At 41.9% G+C, this 23,785-nt stretch carries 23 protein-coding genes, 1 tRNA gene and 1 pseudogene; 5 read left to right on the forward strand and 20 right to left on the reverse strand.

Translation table 11 applies throughout. The annotated features are described in order from the left end of the window. Positions 1 to 407: 407 nt before the first annotated feature. The 3 genes from LIZ66_RS15290 to LIZ66_RS20175 form a co-directional block, all read right to left on the reverse strand. Entirely contained in the window at positions 408 to 2,495 is a 2,088-nt protein-coding gene (locus tag LIZ66_RS15290) for a heavy metal translocating P-type ATPase (protein ID WP_227200998.1), read from the reverse strand. Positions 2,496 to 2,698: 203 nt separating this feature from the next. After that, positions 2,699 to 3,025, reverse strand: a complete 327-nt coding sequence (locus tag LIZ66_RS15295; protein ID WP_173719160.1) for a DUF6110 family protein — start codon at positions 3,023 to 3,025, stop codon at positions 2,699 to 2,701. A 101-nt stretch (positions 3,026 to 3,126) separates the two neighbouring features. After that, positions 3,127 to 3,258 (reverse strand): DUF6783 domain-containing protein, encoded by a 132-nt coding sequence (locus LIZ66_RS20175; RefSeq protein ID WP_368072558.1) that lies wholly within the window; start codon positions 3,256 to 3,258, stop codon positions 3,127 to 3,129. On the opposite strand from LIZ66_RS20175, the gene LIZ66_RS20180 reads away from it, so the two are divergent. After that, the gene (locus LIZ66_RS20180; RefSeq protein WP_368072557.1) at positions 3,208 to 3,453 is read left to right on the forward strand and encodes a DUF6783 domain-containing protein; all 246 of its coding nucleotides are present in this window, start codon (positions 3,208 to 3,210) and stop codon (positions 3,451 to 3,453) included. The two genes, LIZ66_RS20175 and LIZ66_RS20180, sit on opposite strands and share 51 nt — an antisense overlap. A gap of 76 nt (positions 3,454 to 3,529) precedes the next feature. On the opposite strand, the pseudogene LIZ66_RS20185 reads toward LIZ66_RS20180, so the two are convergent. From LIZ66_RS20185 to LIZ66_RS15315, 4 genes and pseudogenes are all read right to left on the reverse strand, one after another. Beyond that, positions 3,530 to 3,811 (reverse strand): annotated as a pseudogene (locus LIZ66_RS20185) (transcriptional repressor); the annotation flags it as partial. A gap of 192 nt (positions 3,812 to 4,003) precedes the next feature. Continuing rightward, positions 4,004 to 6,157, reverse strand: a complete 2,154-nt coding sequence (gene feoB / locus LIZ66_RS15305) for a ferrous iron transport protein B (RefSeq protein WP_195380206.1) — start codon at positions 6,155 to 6,157, stop codon at positions 4,004 to 4,006. A gap of 314 nt (positions 6,158 to 6,471) precedes the next feature. Continuing rightward, positions 6,472 to 6,693 carry a FeoA family protein gene (locus tag LIZ66_RS15310; protein ID WP_118581832.1) on the reverse strand — a complete coding sequence of 74 codons (222 nt, stop codon included), beginning with the start codon at positions 6,691 to 6,693 and terminating at the stop codon, positions 6,472 to 6,474. A gap of 25 nt (positions 6,694 to 6,718) precedes the next feature. Beyond that, positions 6,719 to 6,931 (reverse strand): FeoA family protein, encoded by a 213-nt coding sequence (locus LIZ66_RS15315; RefSeq protein ID WP_118581835.1) that lies wholly within the window; start codon positions 6,929 to 6,931, stop codon positions 6,719 to 6,721. A 183-nt stretch (positions 6,932 to 7,114) separates the two neighbouring features. Between LIZ66_RS15315 and LIZ66_RS20190 the strand changes: the two genes are divergently transcribed. Further along, entirely contained in the window at positions 7,115 to 7,183 is a 69-nt protein-coding gene (locus tag LIZ66_RS20190) for a DUF6783 domain-containing protein (RefSeq protein ID WP_408611563.1), read from the forward strand. A gap of 210 nt (positions 7,184 to 7,393) precedes the next feature. Then, complete coding sequence (locus tag LIZ66_RS15320; RefSeq protein ID WP_227200997.1) at positions 7,394 to 8,278, forward strand: LD-carboxypeptidase; 885 nt, start codon at positions 7,394 to 7,396, stop codon at positions 8,276 to 8,278. Here LIZ66_RS15320 and LIZ66_RS15325 read toward each other — a convergent pair. The 3 genes from LIZ66_RS15325 to LIZ66_RS15335 form a co-directional block, all read right to left on the reverse strand. Beyond that, positions 8,275 to 9,447, reverse strand: coding sequence for an NAD(P)-dependent malic enzyme (locus LIZ66_RS15325; RefSeq protein ID WP_173716979.1), 1,173 nt, complete (start codon positions 9,445 to 9,447; stop codon positions 8,275 to 8,277). The genes LIZ66_RS15320 and LIZ66_RS15325 overlap by 4 nt on opposite strands. A gap of 315 nt (positions 9,448 to 9,762) precedes the next feature. Then, positions 9,763 to 12,096: an ABC transporter permease gene (locus LIZ66_RS15330; RefSeq protein ID WP_227200996.1), complete on the reverse strand. Its 2,334-nt coding sequence runs from the start codon at positions 12,094 to 12,096 to the stop codon at positions 9,763 to 9,765. A gap of 11 nt (positions 12,097 to 12,107) precedes the next feature. Beyond that, positions 12,108 to 12,806, reverse strand: coding sequence for an ABC transporter ATP-binding protein (locus LIZ66_RS15335; protein ID WP_148461792.1), 699 nt, complete (start codon positions 12,804 to 12,806; stop codon positions 12,108 to 12,110). Between the two features lie 346 nt (positions 12,807 to 13,152). Between LIZ66_RS15335 and LIZ66_RS15340 the strand changes: the two genes are divergently transcribed. Then, positions 13,153 to 15,060, forward strand: coding sequence for a diguanylate cyclase domain-containing protein (locus LIZ66_RS15340; RefSeq protein ID WP_148461793.1), 1,908 nt, complete (start codon positions 13,153 to 13,155; stop codon positions 15,058 to 15,060). A 40-nt stretch (positions 15,061 to 15,100) separates the two neighbouring features. Here LIZ66_RS15340 and asnB read toward each other — a convergent pair whose 3' ends face one another. The 8 genes from asnB to LIZ66_RS15380 form a co-directional block, all read right to left on the reverse strand. Beyond that, positions 15,101 to 17,044 (reverse strand): asparagine synthase (glutamine-hydrolyzing), encoded by a 1,944-nt coding sequence (gene asnB, locus LIZ66_RS15345; RefSeq protein ID WP_227200995.1) that lies wholly within the window; start codon positions 17,042 to 17,044, stop codon positions 15,101 to 15,103. Positions 17,045 to 17,417: 373 nt separating this feature from the next. Then, positions 17,418 to 18,488, reverse strand: coding sequence for a DUF4179 domain-containing protein (locus tag LIZ66_RS15350; RefSeq protein WP_173734943.1), 1,071 nt, complete (start codon positions 18,486 to 18,488; stop codon positions 17,418 to 17,420). After that, the gene (locus LIZ66_RS15355) at positions 18,475 to 19,041 is read right to left on the reverse strand and encodes an RNA polymerase sigma factor (RefSeq protein ID WP_173734944.1); all 567 of its coding nucleotides are present in this window, start codon (positions 19,039 to 19,041) and stop codon (positions 18,475 to 18,477) included. Before LIZ66_RS15355 ends, LIZ66_RS15350 begins: the two co-directional genes overlap by 14 nt. A 70-nt stretch (positions 19,042 to 19,111) precedes the next feature. Then, the gene (locus LIZ66_RS15360) at positions 19,112 to 19,417 is read right to left on the reverse strand and encodes a hypothetical protein (RefSeq protein ID WP_227200994.1); all 306 of its coding nucleotides are present in this window, start codon (positions 19,415 to 19,417) and stop codon (positions 19,112 to 19,114) included. A gap of 231 nt (positions 19,418 to 19,648) precedes the next feature. Beyond that, positions 19,649 to 19,906: a hypothetical protein gene (locus LIZ66_RS15365; RefSeq protein WP_173716984.1), complete on the reverse strand. Its 258-nt coding sequence runs from the start codon at positions 19,904 to 19,906 to the stop codon at positions 19,649 to 19,651. 24 nt (positions 19,907 to 19,930) lie between these two features. Beyond that, positions 19,931 to 20,605 carry a hypothetical protein gene (locus LIZ66_RS15370; protein ID WP_173769941.1) on the reverse strand — a complete coding sequence of 225 codons (675 nt, stop codon included), beginning with the start codon at positions 20,603 to 20,605 and terminating at the stop codon, positions 19,931 to 19,933. A gap of 1 nt (position 20,606) precedes the next feature. Next, positions 20,607 to 21,026, reverse strand: a complete 420-nt coding sequence (locus LIZ66_RS15375) for an ATPase (RefSeq protein ID WP_227200993.1) — start codon at positions 21,024 to 21,026, stop codon at positions 20,607 to 20,609. After that, entirely contained in the window at positions 20,998 to 21,450 is a 453-nt protein-coding gene (locus LIZ66_RS15380; RefSeq protein WP_173769940.1) for a DUF4869 domain-containing protein, read from the reverse strand. The genes LIZ66_RS15375 and LIZ66_RS15380 overlap by 29 nt, the downstream gene beginning before the upstream one ends. Positions 21,451 to 21,687: 237 nt before the next feature. Between LIZ66_RS15380 and LIZ66_RS15385 the strand changes: the two genes are divergently transcribed. Next, a complete protein-coding gene (locus LIZ66_RS15385) occupies positions 21,688 to 22,728 on the forward strand; it encodes a GNAT family N-acetyltransferase (RefSeq protein ID WP_227200992.1) in 1,041 nt (346 codons plus the stop codon). A gap of 165 nt (positions 22,729 to 22,893) precedes the next feature. Here the strand turns inward: LIZ66_RS15385 and LIZ66_RS15390 are convergent. Next, positions 22,894 to 22,967 (reverse strand) — tRNA-Arg (locus LIZ66_RS15390). Positions 22,968 to 23,150: 183 nt separating this feature from the next. Continuing rightward, entirely contained in the window at positions 23,151 to 23,597 is a 447-nt protein-coding gene (locus LIZ66_RS15395) for a metallophosphoesterase family protein (RefSeq protein ID WP_173734946.1), read from the reverse strand. Positions 23,598 to 23,785: the final 188 nt, after the last annotated feature.

Here is a 23,785-nt window from a genome sequence, read left to right on the forward strand (position 1 = left end):
ATGCAATGTTTTCTCCTTATTTTCGTTAGTCTGTTCTAACCCTTTGTTAAAAAAATTAGAAGCTTTCCGTTTACTGTTTACAACCTTCCCAGTAACGCCTGCACTTCTGAAATATGTTTTAGTTGCTGCAGTCCTTTACATTTTATTTTATGTAAAATGTGCTGATTATATATTTTTATAGTTCTACGCTTCGGTTAGCTTATGCTAACTTTTATGGTGTTAGTTTACACTAATCCTTTATTTCTGTCAAGTACTAAGCAAAAAAAAGAGAGCTAATGAAAAACAGTCTCATTAACTCTCTGATTATATTCAGAAGTTCCACTATTACCGCAGAGCGTGTTTGAAAAATCATTCCCGCAATCAGAACCCGATTTTTTTACAATGTCCGCAATGCGCGACACATCCGTTCAGATTTCCTCAGTGCCCACCAGATTCTTCATACTGTTCATACCGATCAGCAATGTTGAAGTATTGTGAAGCAATGCTGAGGTAGTCGGCTGCAGGATTCCGGCAACGCCCAGCAGGATCAGACCAGTGTTAAATCCTACGATCGTTCTGTAATTATTGTGGATACGCTTCATCAGCGCGTCACTGATATGCTTCAGAACTACGATACCTTCCAGATTATCCGCACCGATAGTGATGTCTGCAATCTCTCTTGCAATCTCAGCGCCTTCGCTTACTGCAATACCTGCGTCAGCTGCAGAAAGTGCCGGGGAATCGTTAATTCCATCACCCAGCATGACAACCTTGCGTCCTTTTGCTTTCTCTTTTTCCACGAAGCTTGCTTTATCTTCCGGAAGAACCTCAGAATAATATTCGTCAACGCCGACCTTGGCAGCAACAGCCCTGGCTGTACGTTCACTGTCTCCGGTCATCATAACCACCTTGCTGAATCCGGCTTTTTTCAGCGCTTTTACAACTGCAGGAGCTTCCTCACGGAGAGGATCCTCAATGCAGATAACAGCTGCAAGACTGCCTTCAATTGCAAGATACAGATGGGAATACTCATTTGGAAGATTTTTAAACTTCTCTTCCATGCCTTCCGGAATGGTACATTTCTCATCCTCGAATACAAAATGGGAGCTTCCGATGATTGCTTTTTTCCCCTCAATGGTTGTAGAAATACCATGAGCCACAATGTATTCTACTTTGGAATGCATTTCCTCATGATCCAGTTTTCTCTTCTTCGCTGCGTCTACAACAGCTTTCGCCATGGAATGGGGAAAATGTTCTTCCAGGCAGGCTGCAATTCTTAGCAGTTCATTTTCGTTCTGTCCATTAAACGGGACAACCTCAGCTACTGTAGGTTCTGCCTTGGTAAGCGTACCAGTCTTGTCAAATACGATCGTATCGGCATCCGCAACTGCCTCCAGGAATTTACCGCCTTTCACAGTGATTTTGTATTCTCCTGCCTCCCGGATAGCGGAAAGTACAGAAACCGGCATTGCCAGCTTCAGGGCACAGGAGAAATCAACCATCAATACGGAAACAGCCTTGGTTACATTTCTGGTAAGCAGATAAGTAAGTGCAGTACCGCCAAGTGTGTATGGGACCAGTCTGTCCGCCAGGTGCTCGGCCTTGCTCTCAAGACCGGATTTCAGTTTCTCAGTATCCTCGATCATGGCTGCGATTTTCTCATAACGGCTGGAACCACCAACTGCTTTTACAGTAATGACAGCCTCGCCCTCTTCCACAACCGTACCTGCGTATACGGAATTTCCTTCCACTTTTCTTACAGGAACAGATTCACCAGTCAGGGAAGCCTGGTTTACCATAGCCTCGCCCTCTGCGATCAAACCGTCAAATGGGACCACATTTCCCATATGTACTACAACCATATCTCCGGCCTGGATCTTGTCTGCATCCACCAGCACTTCCGTACCTTCACTGCGAAGCCATACCTTACCAGTGTTCAGAGACATGGTACGTGCCAGATCATCCACAGATTTCTTGTGGGTCCACTCCTCAAGCAGTTCTCCGATTCCAAGCAGGAACATAACAGAACCGGCTGTGGAGAAGTCGCCGCGGAAAATAGAAACACCGATTGCAGTTGCATCCAGAACCGGAACCTCGATCTTACGCTTCCAGAGTGTCTTGACTCCCAGCCAGATGTATTTCACAGACATTGCAGTGGTATAGATTGCAGACAATGGATATGGCAAAAGCAGTTTGCGTCCGTAATGGAAAATAACTTTATTTACCAGCTTCTCCTTATAAGTCTCATTTAATTCTCTTCCGGAATTCTCCAGCACCTGAGCGGGTACGCTGACACGGCTGTAACCAAATGCCTGAATTGCCTTTAACAGTTCATTCCGTTCTCCAGTGTAATAGATAAGAGCATCACTGGTACGATTAAAGACCTGGGCCTTCTTTACTCCATCCAGATTTTCCAAGTAATACTGAAGGGTATCTGCCTGGGTAAAATTCATATATTTTTGAAAAAGATGGACTCTGATACGTCCTTTTTTCTCATGTTTAATTGTAAATTTCAACTTGTTCACCTACTTTTTCTTCAAAGCAAGAGTTACTGTTCATTACGTTTACCGTAATCGCTTCGCGCCACACTCTTCGAAATTTTAGTAAGGTTTGTTCACCAAAATATTTCGCAGAGTTTTTCAAAGGAACAGCAACGATTAAGAGGACTGTCGCAAAAACGGCAGTCCCCAATATGTTTGCAAGGTATTACACTGCCAGATTACTCAGCAGCTTCCTCTGTCTCAGCCTCTTCAGCTTCATCAGTCTCTTTAAACTCTGTCTCGCCTTCAGCTGCCTCATCCTCAAACGGCTCCTCAGCTGCTTTTCTGTCCTCGTTGATCTGCTGTGCATCTGCATAGATATCACCTGCATTTTCCTGAACAGTTGTAACCGTCTTCATTACACAGTCCTTTGCTCTTAAAACAGCTGCTGTGCACTCTGTGTAAACTTTTTTCGCATCTTTGCTGGAAAGAAGCTTGATACCTGCTGTTCCGAATAAAACACCTGCTGCAAAAAGTCCTGTCTTGTCCCATTTAAAACTTGCCATGATTAAATTCCTCCTTATAGTGAAACGCTATTGTTGTTAATTGTTTTTCAATATTTTGGTATTATATATCAGGTTTTCTGAAATTCCCAGTACTATTTTGCTTATCGAGAAATATTCTCATTATCTCCCTGTTTTAGGGCGTGTTTGAAAAAACTTTCTGCAAGATGTACGTCACAATTTGAGTGAAATATACCGCAAAGAGGAGCGTGCAGATTGCGGGAATGCTTTTTCAAACAGGCTCTAACTCTCTCCCCTGGATAACTGCTATTTTTATATGCCTTCATACTATCATGCCAGTTTTCAAGCACCGCACTTTGACATGGTCATCTCAATACTCTCAATATCCTGATCTCCAATATAGCCCATATTTTTCAATCCTTCTCTTACAACCTGTTTCCAGACTTCAGAAGGCAGCTTACAGACAGTAGCATCGCTAAGTCTTACCGTGCAGCCATTTTCCTGGCAGCATGCTGCACAGCTGGAAATCCGGTACATGTTCTTTCGGCTGATGGCGCCGATTTTTTCCAGCATATTTACCATACGGTAAATTGTGGCAGGTCCAATATTTCGGTCTTTCTCCTGCACCTTGTAATAAATCTCCTTACAGCAGGAACACTCCTCCTCCAGAATAATATCCAGTATCAGCTGGCGCTGTCTGGTGATCCTGCAGCCTTGTTCGCGTAATCGTTCAAGGATCATATCTTTCTGCATTTGTGTCCGCTGATATGCTTCCTGATTTTCATATGCTTTTTCTTCAACTGCGTTTTTCATCATTTTCATCGCCATCCTTTTTGATTTCTGTATGATTTTATATCAGGGCTGGAATTTCTATATAAGGAGAAACCATAACGGTTCACGCCTTCACTGCTGCAGAGCATCTTTTTCCAAAGTGAAAAGATATGGTGATTTCCCCTTATATAAAAATTCCAGCCTGTATCTTTTAAGGGATACAGGCTGAATTATTTTTAACAACTTTGCTTAAGCAATACTCTTTGTATTAACTTTTAAGCTGTTGCTCTCTTTATATGGTCTGAACAGCAGGTACAGGAATGCTGCAACCAGAACGAATGCAACAACTGTTCCGATTCCAAATCCGCCGCCTGTAAGCAGTGTACCAATCTGATAAATGCAAAGGGAAACTACATAAGCAAGACCGCACTGATAGCCGATTGCAAACCAGAACCATTTTGCATTGTTCATCTCTCTCTTAATAGCACCCATAGCTGCGAAACAAGGAGCACAAAGAAGGTTGAATACCAAGAATCCGTATGCTGCAATAGGAGTCATTACCTGTGCAAGATTTCCCCAGATCTCAGCTCCATCCTCTGCAACCTCAGCAAATCCGAAGAGCATACCAAATGTAGCAACAACGTTCTCTTTTGCAATAAGACCTGTTACGGCAGCAACTGCCATCTTCCAGCCTTCTCCTGCTTTTGTCCATCCAAGAGGAGCAAAAATCCAGGCGATTGCAGAACCGATCTTGGCAAGAATACTGTTGTTCAGCTCTTCTACCATTCCAAAGGAACCGCCTTCCCAGCCGAATCCCATAAGAAACCAGAGAACGATGGTGGAAAGAAGAATGATGGTACCGGCTTTCTTGATGAAGGACCAGCCTCTCTCCCACATGCTTCTCAGAATATTGCCAACGGTTGGCCAGTGATATGCCGGAAGCTCCATAACGAATGGTGCCGGCTCGCCAGCGAACATTTTTGTTTTCTTAAGGATAATACCGGAGCAGATGATTGCTGCGATACCAACAAAGTAACAGCTTGTCGCAACCCATCCGCTGTTGTTAAAGAATGCACCTGCAATCATTGCAATGATCGGGAGCTTCGCACCACAAGGAACAAATGTTGTGGTCATAATTGTCATTTTACGGTCACGGTCGTTCTCGATTGTACGGGAAGCCATAACTCCAGGAACACCACATCCGGAACCGATCAGCATTGGAATAAAGGATTTTCCGGAAAGACCGAATTTACGGAAGATTCTGTCCATGATGAATGCAACACGAGCCATGTAACCGCAGGACTCAAGGAATGCAAGGAACAGGAACAGAACCAGCATCTGCGGTACGAAACCAAGTACAGCGCCAACACCGGCAACAATACCGTCAAGAATCAGTCCCTGCAGCCATGCAGCGCAATTTACAGCTTCCAGAGCAGACTCAACTGCCGGAGGAATAATCTCACCGAAGAGTACATCATTTGTCCAATCTGTTACAATAGTTCCAACAGTGGTTACAGACACATAATAAACAACCCACATTACAACTGCGAAGATCGGAAGCGCCAGCCATCTGTTGGTTACGATTCTGTCGATCTTATCGGAGGTTGTAAGTTTCTTTCCTGTAGAGGATTTTGTATAGCACTGTCCAATAATGGAAGAGATATATACATAACGCTCGTTTGTGATAATACTCTCTGTATCATCATCGAATTTATCTTCCAGAGCCTTTACTTCGTAAGACACATCCGGAACACTCTTCATCTGCTCTACGATCTTGTCATCTTTCTCGATAAGCTTGATTGCAAAGAAACGTTTCTGAGCCTCTGCAACAGTTCCTGTCAGCTTATTCTCAACAGATTTGATCGCATCCTCAACATCCTGTGCAAATTCGTGAACCGGAATTGTTTTCTTTTTGCTCTGTGCTGCGCTGATTGCTTTCTCAGCAGCTTTCATGATTCCGGTTCCTTTCAGAGCGGAAATCTCAACTACTTCGCAGCCAAGCTTTTTGCTTAATTTGTCAATGTGGATCTTGTTTCCGGATTTCTGAACCAGATCCATCATGTTGATAGCCATAACTACCGGGATTCCAAGCTCCATGATCTGTGTGGACAGATACAGGTTACGCTCAAGGTTTGTACCATCTACGATGTTGATGATCGCATCTGGCATTTCATTGATCAGGTAATTTCTGGCAACCACTTCCTCAAGTGTGTATGGGGAAAGGGAATAAATACCAGGAAGGTCCATGATGGTTACATCCTTATGACCTTTCAGTTTACCTTCTTTTTTCTCTACTGTTACACCAGGCCAGTTACCAACGAACTGGTTAGAGCCGGTCAGTGCATTGAATAATGTGGTCTTGCCGCAGTTAGGGTTACCTGCAAGTGCAATCTTAATCGACATTTTCATGCCTCCTCTTTCTTTCCAGATTTTCTTTTTTCCGGGCTTATTATATACAGCTTCTGCTGATTTTAGTTGCCCTGTGCTGCCTATTGTTTTAATCAGCTTTCGTTTGTTAGCTTTTCAACCTTATATTAGGTTTCGCTAACCAACAAGGTAAAAAAAATTGCCCATTCTATTCCAGAACATGCAATTTCATGCTGTGCTGATTTTACCACTGTTCATATGACAACATTTGTAAGATGTTTCGCAAAAGTACGTGAACAGTAACTTTTCCCTTATGTACACACAGCAAAGTACTATATCCTGTACAGTACTTATTCTACCTCTATCATTTCTGCATCGACTTTTCTCAGAGACAGTTCATAATCTCTCACGGTTACCTCAATAGGATCTCCAAGCGGTGCAACTTTACGTACATAGATCTGTACCCCTTTGGTGATTCCCATATCCATGATACGTCTCTTTACTGGTCCTTCACCGTGCAGTCTCTTCACTGTGACAGTCTGACCTACGCCAACTTGCCGTAATGTTTTCATAATACTTGCTCCTTTTTTCTGGATTTCAGACCATGATCCGATTCGCCATATCCTTGCCAATGGCAACTCTGGAATCTTTCACATTCACGATCATATTACCGCTGATCTCACTTACAACGGTTACTGTAGCTCCCTGTACAAACCCAAGATTTTCAAGGAATTTACGGGTTTCTTCTTTACCGCCGACTTTTTTAATCACCTGCGGCTCTCCTTCGTTTACCATTGATAACGGCATCATATCATCCTTCCTTTTTTGTGCTTTAGAAACACCTATTTATTATTATGTTTCGCTTACGTTGATTAGTATATTCTAATTTATATAAGCTGTCAATAATTTATTTGCACTTTTTTCTCATTTTTTTCACTGCAATTTCGTAAATTTTGACCAGTGCTTTTTGAAAATGTTTCGGGATTCCAGAGTGTGTTAAAAAAAATCTCTACAAAATATACCGCAAAGTGGGGCGTACAGATTGCGAAACGTTACCAGTGAACATCAACTGCGGGAATGCTTTTTCAAACACGCTCCAGGATGAATGGTGGATTTATGAGGAATTATTGTTTATAATGTAAAAGAAGATAAAAAGTGTTGAATGAGCGTATTTTTATTCTTCATATATTGTTTTAGATAGTAAAATCTGTGAAAAAGTTACATGTATAAAAAAATCACATGCACTTTATTGAAAAGAAAGGATTACTTTTTATGAAACAGGGAAGCAAAATCGGGATTGTCTGTTGTTCCAACGGACTTAGGCCAGAACAGGCCGAAACAATAAAAATGTTGGTGCAGATTCTGGAAAAATCCGGACTAGAAGTAGATCTTAGCCCTTATCTTTATGGAGATGAAAACGGACAGGCTGGAACTGCCAGGGATCGTGCCGGGGCTCTTATGAAATTTTATGAGGATGATTCTGTCACGGATATTTTTGACGTATCTGGCGGGGATATGGCCAACGAGATTTTATCCTATCTGGATTTTCAGACCATTGCTTACGAAAAAAAGCATTTTTGGGGATATAGTGATCTGACAACAATTATAAATGCCATTTATGCCCGAACAGGGAAATCATCTGTCCTGTACCAGATACGAAATCTCACCTACGATCACAGCCAGTCCCAGATAACGGACTTTCTTAGTACTACCTTGGCGGGGGCCACTTCTCTTTATGATTTTCCTTATGAATTTGTGAGGGGGACTCATATGGAGGGAATTGTAGTAGGAGGAAATATACGGTGCCTTTTGAAGCTGGCTGGCACGCCTTACTGGCCGGATATGCGGGAGAAAATCCTGCTTCTGGAGTCCTTTGGAGGAAAACTGCCGCAGATGGTGACTTATTTAAGCCAGTTGAACCAGATGGGGGTATTTAAGAAGGTGAATGGGATTTTATTGGGGACGTTTACGAAAATGGAGGAGGATAACTGTCAACCAGATATGGCGCAGCTAGTCCTTGAATTCGCAGAAAAAAAGACACCCGTTGCGAAATCACCTTTGATCGGGCATGGAACGGATTCAAAGGCGATTCGCATCGGGCATCGTTTAAAGTTATTCTCCGCAGAAGAAAACAAACGGATATATAAAGAATTTTAGATCCTAGCCACTCCGCTCTTAATGGCAGCTTCAGCAGTAGCCTTCGCAACCGCATCTTTCACTCTTGAATCAAATGCTGCTGGCAGAATATAATCAGCGCAGAGTTCTTCGTCGCTTACCAGGCCTGCAATGGCATAAGCTGCGGCAATCTTCATTTCGTCGTTGATATCAGATGCACGGACATCAAGGGCACCGCGGAAGATTCCCGGGAAGCAGAGAACATTGTTCACCTGGTTCGGGTAGTCGGAACGACCGGTGGATACTACTGCTGCTCCTGCTGCCTTGGCTTCATCCGGGAAAATCTCAGGAGTCGGATTTGCGCAGGCAAAGATGATCGGATCTTTCGCCATGGTGCGAACCATATCCGGAGTAAGGGTTCCAGGTGCGGAAACACCGATAAATACGTCAGCACCTTTGATCACTTCACTCAAGGAGCCTTTCTCCTGATTGGCGTTTGTGATCTTCGCCATCTCTTCCTTAATTGGGTTCAGCCCCTCACGGCCTTCATAAATTGCACCTTTACGGTCTGTCATAATAACATTCTTAAGGCCCATGGAAATAAGAAGTTTAATAATCGCAATTCCAGCTGCTCCCGCTCCGGAAGTAACGATCTTAATGTCTTCGATTTTTTTGCCAACAACCTTCAGCGCATTGATCACACCTGCAAGCGTAATAACTGCAGTACCATGCTGGTCGTCATGGAAAATCGGAATATCACAGCACTCTTTCAGCTTCTTCTCAATCTCAAAGCATCTCGGTGCGGAAATATCCTCCAGGTTTACACCGCCGAAGCTTCCAGCCAGAAGGCGAACGGTCTGCACGATCTCATCTACGTCCTTGCTTCGAACACAAAGTGGAATAGCATCTACATCACCAAACTCTTTGAACAGAACGCATTTGCCCTCCATAACCGGCATACCAGCCTCTGGACCGATATCTCCAAGACCAAGAACTGCGGTACCATCTGTTACAACAGCAACGGTATTCCAACGTCTGGTGAGTTCATAACTTTTATTAATATCTTTCTGAATCTCAAGGCAAGGCTGTGCAACACCAGGAGTGTAAGCAAGGCTTAAAGCATCCTTGGAATCAACCTTTGCTCTTGAAACAACTTCAATTTTACCTTTTAACTCATAGTGCATCTTTAAGGATTCTTTTGCGTAATCCATGTTCGTATCTCCTCTTCTGAAAAAATGTGTGGGCACCTGCTCTCATTATTATACGCAGCAAGTCCCGCTCGGATACAAAATATCCACTTTGGGCTACAAGGGAAAGTATATACGAAACTTTGTCAAATCACAATATGAAAATATGAATAAATCTCTCAATAAACAAAACACCGTTCCAACCTGGCTGCTACTATTAACCCGAACCCTCAAAACGTATTGCCGAAAATAAAATGCTCAGCATAAATCAGGGCAAACTCCCGAAGAAATAGAAGTCTGCCCCAATATCCTCCAATATTCTATTTTCTTATAATTCTCTTACTCCACATTCTTCAGCGCCACATCCATTGGAATCTTCTTGATCCTTCTAAATTGCAACAAGGCTACCAGCACATACGCTCCCATTCCCATCGCAAACATCTCCGGATAAACCGCTGGTTTCAGATATAAGGTCAGCCAGCCTGAGAAGGATGACATCAGATATCCGTAAATTCCATATATCGTCCAGGTAGACAGCAGCAGGCTGAGTAAAATGGACAAAATCACCACCCACGTAGTGGATGTAAGATACAGGCTGTTGATCTCTCTGTTCTCATACCCCAGAATCTTTACCATAGAAATGGCATTGGCATTTTTCTCAATGATCAGCTTGGTAAGCAGATAGATCAGGAGGGCAAACAGCACAACTGCAAATACATTGATCAGCTGGAACATTTCTCCCATAGACACATCCAGCTGACGGCTGACTTTTGTCAGATCGTCCTCCGTAATTGTTGTTGCGATCAGATCCTCATCCAGATCTGTGATCTTTTCCCTGGAAAAATAACCGTTAAAATAATCCTCCTTTTCCCCAAAGGTTTTCCTGTAGGAAGAAATCGGCATAAATACTGTCAAAGATGCCGGATAATCGTAGATTCCCTGCACGAAAAATTCATATGTCTCACTTCCGTAAGCTTCCTTCAGAACAATGGTATCTCCGGTCTTTACCTTATATTTCTCTGCATAACCATCGGAAATCAGGACTCCGTCTTCTGGAAGCTCTGCCTTTACATATGCACTGTCCTCAGAAATGCCATAGACCGTTATGGTCTCTCCCTCCTGATCCGGCAATACATTTTTCATGGAATTCAGGCAGAATTTTTCTGCTGACTTCTCATTTGTTTTCAAAGATGGAGTAAGAAATTTCTGCAGCATTCCCATAACCGTATATTTCTCATCTTCATCTGGCTCCTCTGGTACATTCAGCACATACTGGTACGGCGCGATCATATTCTTCAAAATTTCTTCCTGATAATGATCCAGAAGCGGCTTCATCATCATTCCAAAAAGCAGCAGTACATTTGCAAAAAAGATTCCAATAAACAAAGTCAGATAACTGGACTTATTCTGCAGGATAATACGCAGCCGGAATCGGTTGAAAAACTTAAAGTCCGGAAGGCGCACAGCTTTTTTCCTTTTGGAGGCAGACAGATCATGACGCAGGAATTTCAAAGGAGAAAGACGTAGTTTCCTTGAAATCAAAATCAAATTGATTCCCAGCATGATCACTACCGGAACTACTGTGGTCAGTATAAATGCATCTGCATTCCAGCGTGTTTCATAGGTCGGCAGGCTGTAGCTGCCATAATACATACCTGCGCAGAGATCTTTAAAGGAGGTGTAGCCCAGCACGTTTCCAAGAACAGAAGCAACCACAGTTACGATCACCGGCATGGAAATATAGTGGAACAGAAGTTCTCTTCTGGAATATCCGGAAGCACGCAGAGTCCCGATCACAGAAGCTTCTTTTGTAATGGTATTATTTGTTGTAACTGCAAACACAAAAGCAATGATGACGATCAGAATATACAGCAGCACCTCCATCATAGCCTTATCACCGCCCATATCTTCACCGGTAAAAGTGATGGCCTGATTGGAATAGGCCGGGATAAAGCCTGTCACATTTCCATATTTGACCAGAACCTCCAGGAAATCCTCAGACATGTTTTTTGCTTCAATATCATCCTTTGGTGCAGTCTCATACTGCCAGGAATAGCGGTACTCCAGATGGGTTGTTCCAAAAGCATCCGCACCTTCCTCGGTCATAATACCCACACCAAATTTTACAGCATCAAACATCATATCGCTGTTATCGGAAAATAAACAACTGTAGTCGGGTAATGCCACAAATCCGGTAACTGTCAGTTCTTCTCCTGCGATTTTCAGCTTGTCACCAACCTTCAGCTTGTTATTATCTGCATACATCCGGTCAATGGCAATCTCGTTCTTTGCAGACGGCATTGCACCTGACATCAGGCACACAAGATTCATATCGGTACGCTCCTGATAGATGCGCATGGTTCCCTCTTCGTTTCCATCCAGATCCGCATCTACAGCCTCATCGCGGTAAAAGTTTTCGCAGATTCGTACTTTTCCATTTTTTTCAATTTTCTGCAAATCACTTTTGCTGGCTTTCGAAGAAAGGGTAAAGTTGCCATGCTCGATGTTATATTTTTCGAAACCTTCGTCATAGGCAGCCAGCATACTGTCATCAGCCACAAGAAAGCCCGAGACAAAGCCTATGGTCAGTGTCATAAACAGAAAGATCACAATATATTTTCCAAAATCACTTTTCAGTTCTCTTGGAAGACGTTTCCACAATGGATTCTTCATAGCGCACCGCCTTACCAGTCCAGATCGTCAGCTGCGACTTTGGACTCATTGAGATAGTTTTTGCGGATCTGACCGTCACGAAGCTTCACTACGCGGTCTGCCATATTCTTAATGGCATCGTTGTGGGTAACCATGATGATGGTATTTCCGTACTTCTGGTTGACCTGCTCGATCAGACGCAGAATTTCCTTAGATGTGTTGTAATCCAGTGCGCCTGTAGGCTCGTCGCAGAGAAGAATGTCCGGATTTTTTACAATGGCACGACCAATGGCCGTTCTCTGCTGCTGACCGCCGGAAAGCTGGTTGGGCAGCTTATGTCTGTGCTCATAAAGCCCCAATGTATAAAGCAGCTCGTCAATATCCAGTGCCTTATCGCTGAGATATGCGCCCACCTCAATATTTTCCTTTACATTTAAATTTGGGATCAGATTATACATCTGAAAAACATATCCCAGATGCTTCCGGCGGTAAAGAGTCAGCGCTTTCTCCTTCATATCTCCTGTTTTTTCCCCATCTATGGAAATATAGCCCTCATCTGGCTCATCAATTCCACCGATAATATTCAAAAGTGTGGATTTTCCAGAACCAGACGGTCCAAGAAGCACGCAGAATTCCCCTTTTTCCACAGAAAAATCAATTCCCCGAAGAACCTCTGTCCTGCTGTCTCCGGAACCAAAGCCTTTCTTCAAATCTTTAATTTCAAGAAACATCTCTTTTCCTCCCTGTAAACCATTATCGTTCATGAACATTTTTCATAAAAAACAATTACAAGCATTCATCATTCTGTCTTTTGTTAGTTTATGCTAACTTATATTTATCATACCTCTTTTATCCGGTTATGAAAAGGAGGGGAATTGAGAATAATTCTCAACATCTGCATTTTCGCTTTTTCGAAAATTATTTTGTTAAAAATCACCTTTACCAAATTTTTCTTCTTAATTTTTTACATATTTTTTCACAGAAAATGTGGCATTTCCATAAAAAATTCGATATAATATTCACAATGTTTATAGTTTTTCACAACATTGTGAAATCTGTTATTCGGGAGATTTTTGCATGAAAAAAATAGCACTTATTACAGATGGCTGGGGACGTTATGTAACCTATACCTGGATTCAGGGATATCGAAATTACATGGCTGCCCACCAGTCAGATATGGATTTATATATTTTTCAGAGCTTTGGGAATTTCAGTATGGATGAGAAGCATAATGCAGGAGAATATAACATTGCACGGCTTCCGGATTTTTCAGAATTTGACGGCATCCTTCTGGATCTTGCCACCGTGTCCCAGTCAGACCTGATTGCAGAGATAATTGAACGCGCGAAGCTCAGCAACATCCCAGCAATTTCTCTTCTTGAGCAGATTCCAGGACTGTACCATTCCGGAATTGACAACTACGAAGCCATTACCCGGATTGTTGAGCACCTGATCGCAGAGCACGGATGCCGTACCTTAAACTTCATCGGCGGACCAGAATTTAACAGGGAAAATCAGCTCCGCTTCAAAGCTTACAGGGATGCCCTTCTTCGCCATGGGATTCCTTTCGAGGAGCAGCGCGTGATCCATCATAATTATGAAATTGAAACCGGAATCCAGGCATTTTCCACATTTAAAGAGAAAAACCTGCTTCCAGATGCCTTTGTCTGTGTCAACGACAATACAGCTGTAGGCGTCTGTCTGGCTGCCAAGGAAGCCGGATATTCCATTCCCGGGGATTTTCTGGTAACCGGTTTTGACAACGAAGATAAGGCTTCCTATTATGAGCCCAGAATTACCACGGTAGGCTTCTCCAAAGCCGATATCATGGAAAATGCCCTTTTAATGCTGGAAAAAATCTGGAATGGAAATGCAGAGGAGACTTATATATACGCACCTTTCACCTACGTTTTTCAGGAAAGCTGCGGCTGTATTTCCCAGAATCCACCTGACCGTGGAGAGTATGTAATCAAGCGCATTGTAGCAGAAGCACGCCAGAGCGATATGCAAAACTGGATGATGGATCTGAACCGTGTTCTCCTGGACTGTACAGGATACACAGAGCTTGCAGGACGTATGCAGAACTGGCTGACAAAGCATGGTTGCGGAAATATTTATCTGTTTTTGAACCCGGATATCTTTATGAGCGAAAATATAGATGCACTGCCTGAGCTTCCGGAGGATACTTATCAGACAGAAGGATACCCGGAGGAGATGGCACTGGTTTACCCGCCCCTGGATGGTACGAACCGGCTTCAGCTTAATCTGAAAGAAATTCTTTCACTTCCACAGACAGAAGCTACCAAAGGACAAAATATTTACCAGTTCTGTCCTCTGCATTTTCGTGAACGGGAGATTGGATTTCTGATCATCACCAATTGTGATTATCTTCTGGAGCATCAGTTCCTGTTCGAAACCTTAAATGCACTCCAGACTTCCATGGAAGCCCTGTATGCAAGACTTACCCTGCGTAAAATGAATAAACAGCTTTCTCAGCTTTACATCCATGATTCTCTCACCGGGCTCTACAACCGGATGGCTTACGAGAAGCTTGCCATGCCTCTTTTCCATCAGTGCATGCAGGAAAATCAGCCAGTTGGAATCATGTTTGTGGATGCAGATCACCTGAAATATATCAATGACACCTTTGGGCATGATATGGGAAATCTTGCTATCAGCAGCATTGCTTCCGTCCTGCGGCAGCACTGTCCGGCAGAGTCCGTTTCCATACGCTATGGAGGAGATGAATTCGTATGCGTGATTCCTGATTATAATAAACAGAAAATACAGGAGCTGGCTCATACCCTTCTGGATTCTCTGGAAGTGTTTTCTGCCAATAGCCGTATGGGCTTCCCCATTGAGGCAAGCATCGGATGGGTAATTGCCGATGATCCGGATCTGCCCTTGAATGATTATATCAATCTGGCAGATGAGAAAATGTATTCTGTGAAAAAGTCCAGAAAAGCAGAGCGGAAGGATTTCTAAACGGACAGGGGACCTCTGGCGACATCACCATATAAGAAAGTCAGTTACTTTGCAGCTGACGTTCAGAACTTTCCTTGTAAAAAAATGTATGATGCCAGATCAGGAAAGCAAGAACTGTCCAGATCTTGCGGCTGTTGTCCTTTTTCCCTTCTTTATGTTCTCTCAGAAGCTGGAGCAATTTTTCTGTATGGAAAAATTCTTCAGCTTCTTTTGATGTGAACAATTCTTTCACCATCTGATACCAGTCGTCCTGGCGCAGCCACACACGGATGGGGATTGGAAATCCCAGCTTCTTCCTTCCGTCAGTATCCTGAGGGATATACTTCGAGACCGCCTTTCGGAAAATATCCTTCGTTGTACCATCAGCAATCTTAGCTTCCTTAGGCAGCCCAGCTGCAAGCGTCCATACATCCTTGTCCAGAAACGGCACCCGCACTTCCAGGGAATGAGCCATACTCATCTTGTCCGCTTTCTGGAGGATATCGCCGGGAAGCCAGTAATTGAGGTCTACGGACTGCATTTTCTCCATATCCTGAAGGTGAGATTTCCCCAATCCATCCCTTCCACTTTTCTTTTCTATACGGCACACTTTATGTGTGTGCTTAGTTCTGTCTGTCTTTTCAAGGAAACGGTCATTTTCAATTTCTTTATAAAACGGCTTCAGGAATTCCTGGGTTGTCTGCCCTGTCACGCCTCCTTTTAAAATCTGATTTTTCTCTTTTTCACCATAAATATATGCATTTCCGATAAATCGTTCTTCTACTTTCTTTCCTGCGCGTATCAGGAAGTCCCTGCCTTTCACATCTGGCAGTTTCGCTGCCAGCCGGCCCACAGCCCTTCTGATTCCAAATGGGATCCAGCCAACCATTTTCAGAGCTTCCGGCTCCCGGTAAATGTTATATCCACCGAAAAGCTCATCCGCGCCCTCGCCGGAAAGCACTACTTTCACATGCTTCGCAGCTTCCTGTGCCAGAAAATAAAGGGCAACTGCGGATGCATCTCCTGAAGGTTCATCCATATGGTACATGACGTCTGGAAGGGAATTCCAGAATTCTTCTTTGGAAATGATTTTTACATGGTGCCTAAGGCCTGCTGCTTTCGCAACCTGGGCAGCTTTTTCCACCTCATTGTAGCGATTGCCTTCGTCAAAGCCTACAGTAAAGGCCTGGTCTGCTCCGGAAGCTGCTGCCAAATAGCCAGAATCCACACCGCCGGACAGAAATGCGCCAACCTCCACATCGCTTAGCATGTGGTGCTTTACGGAATCGTCCAGGATGGTTTCAAGCTGCACTGCCCCCTCTTCCCATTGACCGAGTGTAAGTCTGGCTTTAAAATACGATTTTATTTCATATTTTCCATCTCTATAAATAAGCACATGCCCCGGCATCAGCTTATAAATTCCTTTAAAAAAGGTCTCTTCCAGTGCTGAATATTGAAAGGACAGATACTGCTCCAACGCCAGTCTGTTCACTTCTCTCTTATACCCTGGAAACGCCAGAATGCTCTTGATCTCAGATGCAAATACGAAATGCCCGTCGATCTGCGCATAATACACCGGCTTGATTCCAAAGAAGTCCCTTGCCAGCATCAAAGTCTGCTCCTTCTCATTCCACACAGCAAATCCGAACATTCCCCGCAGCTTGTCCAAGGCCTTTTCCCCGTACTTCTGAATGGTATTCACCAGCACTTCCGTATCTGAATGGGTGCGAAAAGAAATGCCAGCTGCCTCTAATTCGGCCCGCAGTTCTTTATAATCATAAATCTCTCCGTTAAAAACAATCTGCAGATTCCCATCTGCACTTTCCATTGGCTGCTGTCCATCCTCCAGGTCAATAATACTGAGCCTTCTAAACCCAAGGGTAATCTCGCCACCACAAAAAGAGCCTTCACTGTCTGGCCCTCTATGTTCAATGGATTTCATCATTCTCTCGATCACAGCCTTCTGGTCATTCCTGTGACCGGTAAATCCACAGATACCGCACATATCTTCCTCCGTGTTTAACCGCTGCGTACTTCTGCCACGGCATTATATTTTTCTTTTCCCTTTACGCTTCCTCTTCCCCTTGAGTATGCAAATGGCACAGAATGTACCTTGAAGTGAACTTTAGAATCAAAGTTTGAGATATTATAACATAAACCAAAACTGTCCATGTATTTACAATTTTCTCATACCAGCCTACAATACCCGAATTCAAGTGAAATCTACCGCAAAGTGGCATGTAAATTACAAAATGATTTTTGGTATAAAATCGCCCCTGCGGAAAAAACGGAACCACTGATTTCTCAATGCTTCCGCTTTTTCCGCAGGCGGTCAATACAGAGGTTTCTTGTGATTCGTCCGCAAAAATGTGCCCAATTTACTTTTGTAAATCAACCGTAATACTCTCACCTACCGGAACCGCCAGATCTTCCGGTGCCTGGTTTTCGCCATATACGGTTCCGATTTCTTCTATATATGCATCTTCCGATTCCTTCTGTTCGTAGGAAACGATTTCTCCTGCAGTTCCTGAAAAATGATAAAGCTGCAAAGTTAATTGTTTTGCATGATTTGGAATTTCAAGATTTTCTAATTCAAAGATCAAATTCGGTTTTTCATAGGAAGTGAGATCAAAAACATATTCATTTCCTAAGTCGTCTTTCCCTCGAATCCAGAATTCATCATCTTCTGCCATATCAGAAAATGATCCTGAAATAGTACACCCGAAGATATTATATTTCATTTCTGAAAGCAAAAACGTCTGATTTTTCTCAATTGGTATGGAGGTTTGAATGTCAATCTCCTTTGTATCCGCTTCCAAAACTTCTGGATCTGCTGTAAATGAAAATTCATACGCATCCTTCTCTTCAACCTGCCCATTTTCATTTTGAAACGTTCCTATTTCAATTTCAAATTTCTGGGAACGATCAGCTTTACTTCGATTAAACTTCGCTACAAAGTATTTAGAAGCTGTTTTTTCTGATCCTGTGCTGTTATTAAGCGCATATTGCCTTTCTAACGCTAATGCCTCCCCATCAACGGCTGCCTGGACACTGTTCATGGAAATATCATTTTCGTCATTTTCGTCTGTCAGAGAATATGCAACCCAGAGACTTTTTTCATCCGCAGCAACCTCCTCCAAAGAAACCGCAATCCCATTTTTTTCAATTGTCTTTTGGATTGCTTTCACATATTCATCTGTGCCCTTCTCAATTCCTAAAATCCGCCCAATAAGGGAGGTCATTTTATACCAGGCTGCTTCCACCTTTTTCTGATGAATAAGACCAACGCCAATGACTGCCACTAATAGGATGCAGGCGGCCACCCCCCTTATGTAATGCTGGACTATTACGATTTTATTTTCTTTCCATGGTTTAGCCGCCTGATAGATGTATTTCTCATCGATCTCCTCAAACGCAGTTAAAAATTCCCACCCTTTACTCTCCTTCATAGCCAGCCTCCTTTAACAAACCATAAAGTTTTTTCCTACTGCGAGCCAAAATTGACTTGATCTTGCTTTCCCCACAGGCATGTCGGTCCGCTATCTTTTTTATAGGATCCATATACCAATAACGCCTTATAAAGATATCCCGGTCACGTTCGGAAAGCTTCCCTAAAAAGAAGTCAAACAACTTTACAAGTTCCTTCTTTTTCAGGTAGTCCTCAATGTCAGAAGAAATTGCATTTCCAATCTTTTCCACCTCTCCTGCAATATCCTCCATATGGGAATCCACTCGTTTCTGCGCATTTCTTTTGCGATAGCGGTCTATCGCTGTATTTCTTGTTATTTTAGAAACAAAGGAAGAAAAAACAGATGGTCTCCTGGGCGGAATGTTATTCCATGTAAAAAGCCATGTATCATTTACACACTCCTCGGAGTCTTCCCTGTTATACAAAATATTCTGTGCAATCCTATAACACATATTCTGATATTTGTTTTTTGTCTCTATAATTGCATTTTCATCTCTGGCAAAATACAAGTTAATGATCTGTGAATCATCCATCCTGTGCCCTCCTTTCTTTTTCACTTTATATCACGTATTTTATTACAATTGGTCGCAAAAAGAGAATTTTTTATTTTCCTTCCTGATCCAATACCTCTGTCACATAGCTGCCTTGTCCATCTACGGCAATTACTCGTTCTTTACCGTCTTCAGTTTCAATAATCTGCCCTATTGATACTTGATTCTGCGGTCCCTCAATACTCAAATCGTGATTTTCCTTAAATGTACCTAATGGATATGGATACATTACCCGTTCTCCCTTTGCATTGAAAAATTCATGCAATTCAACTCCAGAACTGGCAGCTACTGAAACTGCACCAATCAGCATGCTTACTGATACTCCAATCAATAACAGTTTTCGTTTCATCATATTCATCCTACCTCATCTCCATAATTTTTTCAGCTATAAGCTGTAAACAATATTTTCCAGTTTTCTTTTTTGTAGTTACTTCATTCCTTTTTCACTATATATCACGTAAAATTTTGGCGTCCGTTGCATACCCTGAAAATTATGTAAAATTTATTTCTATTTTTGCTGCATAAAAAAGACACCAAATCCTTTTTGAACATTCTCTAAGGTTTTGGTGTCTTATAAAAAAGTATAATATTATTTCTGAAGCACAAAAAGTGCCTGCTCCAGATTTTTCTTATCCACAAGGATTTCATACTGCTTGGCCTGCTCCGCTGGATTTCCAGCACTTCCCACGCGTCCCCTGAGCGTTCCGCTGCCTGTCCATTCTCCCAGCTGGTCTTTTACTTTGTACTTATACCTGATATTCTGTCTATCCAGAATATCCCGAATCTCATTAAACCGTTTCAGATCTGTGCCAATCCATAGACTTTCTGAATTAAATACTGTAAACATTCTCTTCTCCCCCTTCCATTTCACCTAATTTAATTCGTTCAATAATTTTTGAATTTCTTCTGAACAAATCAACATTCTCATTTTCTCATTACCATCCTCAGTCTCAGGTTTACCGCAACGAAGATTATTCGGATGTTCTGATATACAGCAATTTTTATACCAGCATTCCCCCATGAGTGCACCTTTAACAGACCACTTCTCATTTTGCGTAAACTCACCTACCAGTGATTTCATTACCCGTTCTGTAGAATATCTCTTAAAGCTAGCCAGATACTGCAGCGTCTTCTCATCATCAATCTTGCTCAAATTGATTCTATGATTCTCAATTGCCGATAAAACAGCTTCACGAATCCTGATTTTATCCGTCTTTCCAGAACCAGTCCATTGAACCAGATAATCAAATGCGAGAATCAAATATTCAAAACAGATCATGTCCAGAATTATTATTCTTCCATTTGACTTTTCAGCTATGGATTTCAACAAACGATATTTATTACGGATATCCTGATTATCAACTACATAATCAAATGCAATATAATACTTATCTTCCTCTTCAGGCCTTAAATCTGATACTGCATCCAGAATTCCCTGATTACTTTCCTTGCTTTCAATTACAAGAGCATTTTCAAAGAAAAGCTGATTAACCAATTTCCAGAAATGAAGTCCTGCACCGGTATCCTCAGTCCATAAATATTTCATATCACAGCTCCTCTTCCAGCGTTATCCGATTTCCCTCTACCTTCAAAATCTTGAAACTCTTATCCGATACATTAAGGCCATCACAATTTCTTGAAAACAACATATATTGATTTGAAAATTCAAAATTGATAAATCTTCTGATATCGTCATTAAGTAAAATATCAGCATTGTCAATTACAATAAAATTACCACGGCACTGTTTAAGCGTCTCCAAAAGATTATCCGATTTATAATTAAATAATTTAATTCTTTTATACTCATCAGTAAACCTTAAATCTTCCAGCATTTCATAGAGAACTGTTTTGCCAGTTCCGCTGTCTCCACCAACAAGAGTAATTCTGTCATCGAATATTAAATCATAGGAAAAAGGAGCAGCTTTAAACGTAATATTTTTATAAATCACCAGCTTCTCTCCTTTCATACTCCCTGCTCCACCAGGCATTATACCCTTTACTGCCAGTTACTATATCCGAATCATTGAATCTGAGCTTTGCACTATCCGGAATATCAGTAAGTGATGGTCTGGACATATAAATTTTTATGTTATCCATTGTAAAAATGATTTTTAGCACATTCGGTCCGCATTCTTCTACACAAATCACTTTATCAGGATGTTTTACAATATTAAGCAAAGTCTTACATCCGGAAGATAAATTACGAATGGTACCCAATCCATACTTTGTTTCGATGTGCTTATCTGAAGTTAATTTGGCATTATCCACTTGCTGAATAAGTTCTTTCTCATTTTGGGTCATTTCTTCGTTTCCGGTATTCAAATTAAAATATAAATCATTTTGAATGATCCAATCTTTTGACTCTTTTTTTTCTGTATATATATCAATCATTCAGCGTCACTCCTTTGATGGAATTACCGTACCATAGTTATAATATTATTTAAAATTCCAAAATAGTTCCTTGTGTCAGTTTTATTATATCATCATCCCAGTTGGTTAGAAAAGCAATTTTTGTTAGGATTGTTCTTTTATAGAATCATTAATATAAATTCCTGATTGCCAAAATACAAGCTATCGCCTATACTTCTTTTATAAAGAAATAATTGGTATCAACACTGCAATCAGTGTATGAATACAAAATACGCTTACGAAAGGGGGACTTTTTATGAAAATGAATCGTGTGTGGAGGGTTCACACTTCCTAAGCCTAACCCTCCGAATAAATTCTGGAGGAATTAAAATGGAAAATCGAATTACTGTCCGTGAAGCAGTCACGGAAATCGAAATCGCTGCTTTCTGGGAGCAACTTTACAATTACTACAAACGTGATATTTTTCCTGATTCTGTAGACGGGGAGCAAAATCATTTCCTCGGGGTCGAATATCGACAACATATGGAGATAATTCACAAAAGACCACAAGATCGTTGCTACTACCTGCTTTTTTATCAAAATGAACAAAATGTAGGTTTTGCAATGCCTGTGATTTACACAAGCGAAGATGGAAAATGTTTTATTATGGACTTTTGCGTTTACCCTGAATTCCGTGGAAATGGTATGGGAAAAGAATGTGCCAGAGCACTTCTGAAATGGGCTGAAAAAAATGGGGCATTTTATGCAGAGCTGAACTATAGCGACAACGTTCGCCGAAAACATTTCTGGCAAAGCATTGGGTTTGTCCAAAATGGTTCTGACCAGTGGGGTGATCCCCTAATGCTCTTTCCCCCAAAGGAGAGAGCCCCAATCTCAGTGGAAATCCTCACTGATTCTGAAGACTGGCAGCTTCAAAAACTGGAAAATGGTTTTCGAGCTGAAGTCGGAGTTCCTGCTTTAACGGAAGAAATGTACAGCAAGCTTACTGCCGCAATACAAAACGGTGAAACCACATTTTTCCTTGCCAAACGTGGCTACCGGGCTGTTGGGATGTGCAGTATAACAAGATATTTCTCTTCTTCCATCTGTTCTGAAGCAGGAATCTTGTCCGACCTCTATGTGGAGCCGGTATTTCGTAAAAAAGGAATTGCGCAAATGCTATGCATAGCAGCAATGGATTTCTGTAAGGAAAACAATATTGTAAATCCATCTGTTTTTTGCAGTTCCAAGGAAGAAAAATTATTTCAAAATCTTAATTTTAACAATACCTTGGATATCCTATTAATACATTCAAATTAAGTCACATTTTAGGGCGCTATATCACCTTTGGATATAGCGCCCAATTCTATTATATCATCCTTCAAATTTTGTCAAAAATGACTTATCACCACAAAATGGCTCTTTCAAAAAGATATAAAAACCGGAAACCCTTGATTTCTCTAGGTTTCCGGTTCTTCTTAAATACGTGTGTTAGAGGATTCGAACCCCCGGCCTTTTGGTCCGTAGCCAAACGCTCTATCCAGCTGAGCTAAACACACATTTATTACTTGTGAAGTATTTGTCCCTCACAACAATGGATATTCTACACGATACCTGTGGTTTTGTCAACACCTTTTTGAAATTTTTTTTAAATATTTTTTGTAGGTATTTTTTGCACGATTGGTACTATTTTAAAAACTCTATCAGAGCTCTCTAACTTCTTCCAGCATGACGGTGCCTCCCTATCTCCTGGCTTTCTTCGCCTGCCAGTTCAGCACTGCGCCAATCATATAAATAGCCGGGAACATCAGCATTCGGATCACGGAAGCCGGATCGAAATCCCCGAAGATCATAGTAACAATCACTTCTGCCACAACCTCTGCAATAAGAAGGCCTCCCATTCCCACACAAAGGCCTGCATTCTCCACCTTACCAGCCTGTTTCACTCCAACCACGCCAGCTGCCAGGTAGATCACTCCTGCCACCAGAACCATCACATTGCTTGCCACCAGCTGGCTGTAAGTCATACCGTTCTGATTCAGATATTCTACAACTGCGCTGTCACTGCTACCCTTCATAACCAGGGAAAGATTGTTTCCACTTCCAAATGCCAGCAGAACGCCAAGAAAAAGCAGGAGCATTCCTCCCACCTTCAGGATGGTCTCTCCCGGTGCCTGTTTTTTCAACATAATCCAACTCTCCTCATTTAATAGAATTTTCAAAAACACATTTCAAAAGGATCTAACATTTTTTCTATAATCGAGTAGGAGAAATATCTCATCTTGTGAATGAGATATTTCGACCTCTCACACCACCGTGCGTCAGACTGTCTAACAATTAAGAAAAATGCTATAATAAAACTACCAAATACAGTATC

The sequence above is a fragment of the Blautia faecis genome (assembly GCF_020554845.1).
GTDB lineage: Bacteria > Bacillota > Clostridia > Lachnospirales > Lachnospiraceae > Blautia_A > Blautia_A faecis.

Excerpts from the sequence above, each read along its gene's own strand:
- LIZ66_RS15295 (WP_173719160.1), bottom strand. The coding sequence starts at position 3,025 with ATGGCAAGTTTTAAATGGGACAAGACAGGACTTTTTGCAGCAGGTGTT.
- feoB (WP_195380206.1), bottom strand. The coding sequence starts at position 6,157 with ATGTCGATTAAGATTGCACTTGCAGGTAACCCTAACTGCGGCAAGACC.
- LIZ66_RS15310 (WP_118581832.1), bottom strand. The coding sequence starts at position 6,693 with ATGAAAACATTACGGCAAGTTGGCGTAGGTCAGACTGTCACAGTGAAG.
- LIZ66_RS15315 (WP_118581835.1), bottom strand. The coding sequence starts at position 6,931 with ATGATGCCGTTATCAATGGTAAACGAAGGAGAGCCGCAGGTGATTAAA.
- LIZ66_RS15320 (WP_227200997.1), top strand. The coding sequence starts at position 7,394 with ATGAAACAGGGAAGCAAAATCGGGATTGTCTGTTGTTCCAACGGACTT.
- LIZ66_RS15325 (WP_173716979.1), bottom strand. The coding sequence starts at position 9,447 with ATGGATTACGCAAAAGAATCCTTAAAGATGCACTATGAGTTAAAAGGT.
- LIZ66_RS15330 (WP_227200996.1), bottom strand. The coding sequence starts at position 12,096 with ATGAAGAATCCATTGTGGAAACGTCTTCCAAGAGAACTGAAAAGTGAT.
- LIZ66_RS15335 (WP_148461792.1), bottom strand. The coding sequence starts at position 12,806 with ATGTTTCTTGAAATTAAAGATTTGAAGAAAGGCTTTGGTTCCGGAGAC.
- LIZ66_RS15340 (WP_148461793.1), top strand. The coding sequence starts at position 13,153 with ATGAAAAAAATAGCACTTATTACAGATGGCTGGGGACGTTATGTAACC.
- asnB (WP_227200995.1), bottom strand. The coding sequence starts at position 17,044 with ATGTGCGGTATCTGTGGATTTACCGGTCACAGGAATGACCAGAAGGCT.
- LIZ66_RS15350 (WP_173734943.1), bottom strand. The coding sequence starts at position 18,488 with ATGAAGGAGAGTAAAGGGTGGGAATTTTTAACTGCGTTTGAGGAGATC.
- LIZ66_RS15355 (WP_173734944.1), bottom strand. The coding sequence starts at position 19,041 with ATGGATGATTCACAGATCATTAACTTGTATTTTGCCAGAGATGAAAAT.
- LIZ66_RS15360 (WP_227200994.1), bottom strand. The coding sequence starts at position 19,417 with ATGAATATGATGAAACGAAAACTGTTATTGATTGGAGTATCAGTAAGC.
- LIZ66_RS15365 (WP_173716984.1), bottom strand. The coding sequence starts at position 19,906 with ATGTTTACAGTATTTAATTCAGAAAGTCTATGGATTGGCACAGATCTG.
- LIZ66_RS15370 (WP_173769941.1), bottom strand. The coding sequence starts at position 20,605 with ATGAAATATTTATGGACTGAGGATACCGGTGCAGGACTTCATTTCTGG.
- LIZ66_RS15375 (WP_227200993.1), bottom strand. The coding sequence starts at position 21,026 with ATGAAAGGAGAGAAGCTGGTGATTTATAAAAATATTACGTTTAAAGCT.
- LIZ66_RS15380 (WP_173769940.1), bottom strand. The coding sequence starts at position 21,450 with ATGATTGATATATATACAGAAAAAAAAGAGTCAAAAGATTGGATCATT.
- LIZ66_RS15385 (WP_227200992.1), top strand. The coding sequence starts at position 21,688 with ATGAATACAAAATACGCTTACGAAAGGGGGACTTTTTATGAAAATGAA.
- LIZ66_RS15395 (WP_173734946.1), bottom strand. The coding sequence starts at position 23,597 with ATGTTGAAAAAACAGGCACCGGGAGAGACCATCCTGAAGGTGGGAGGA.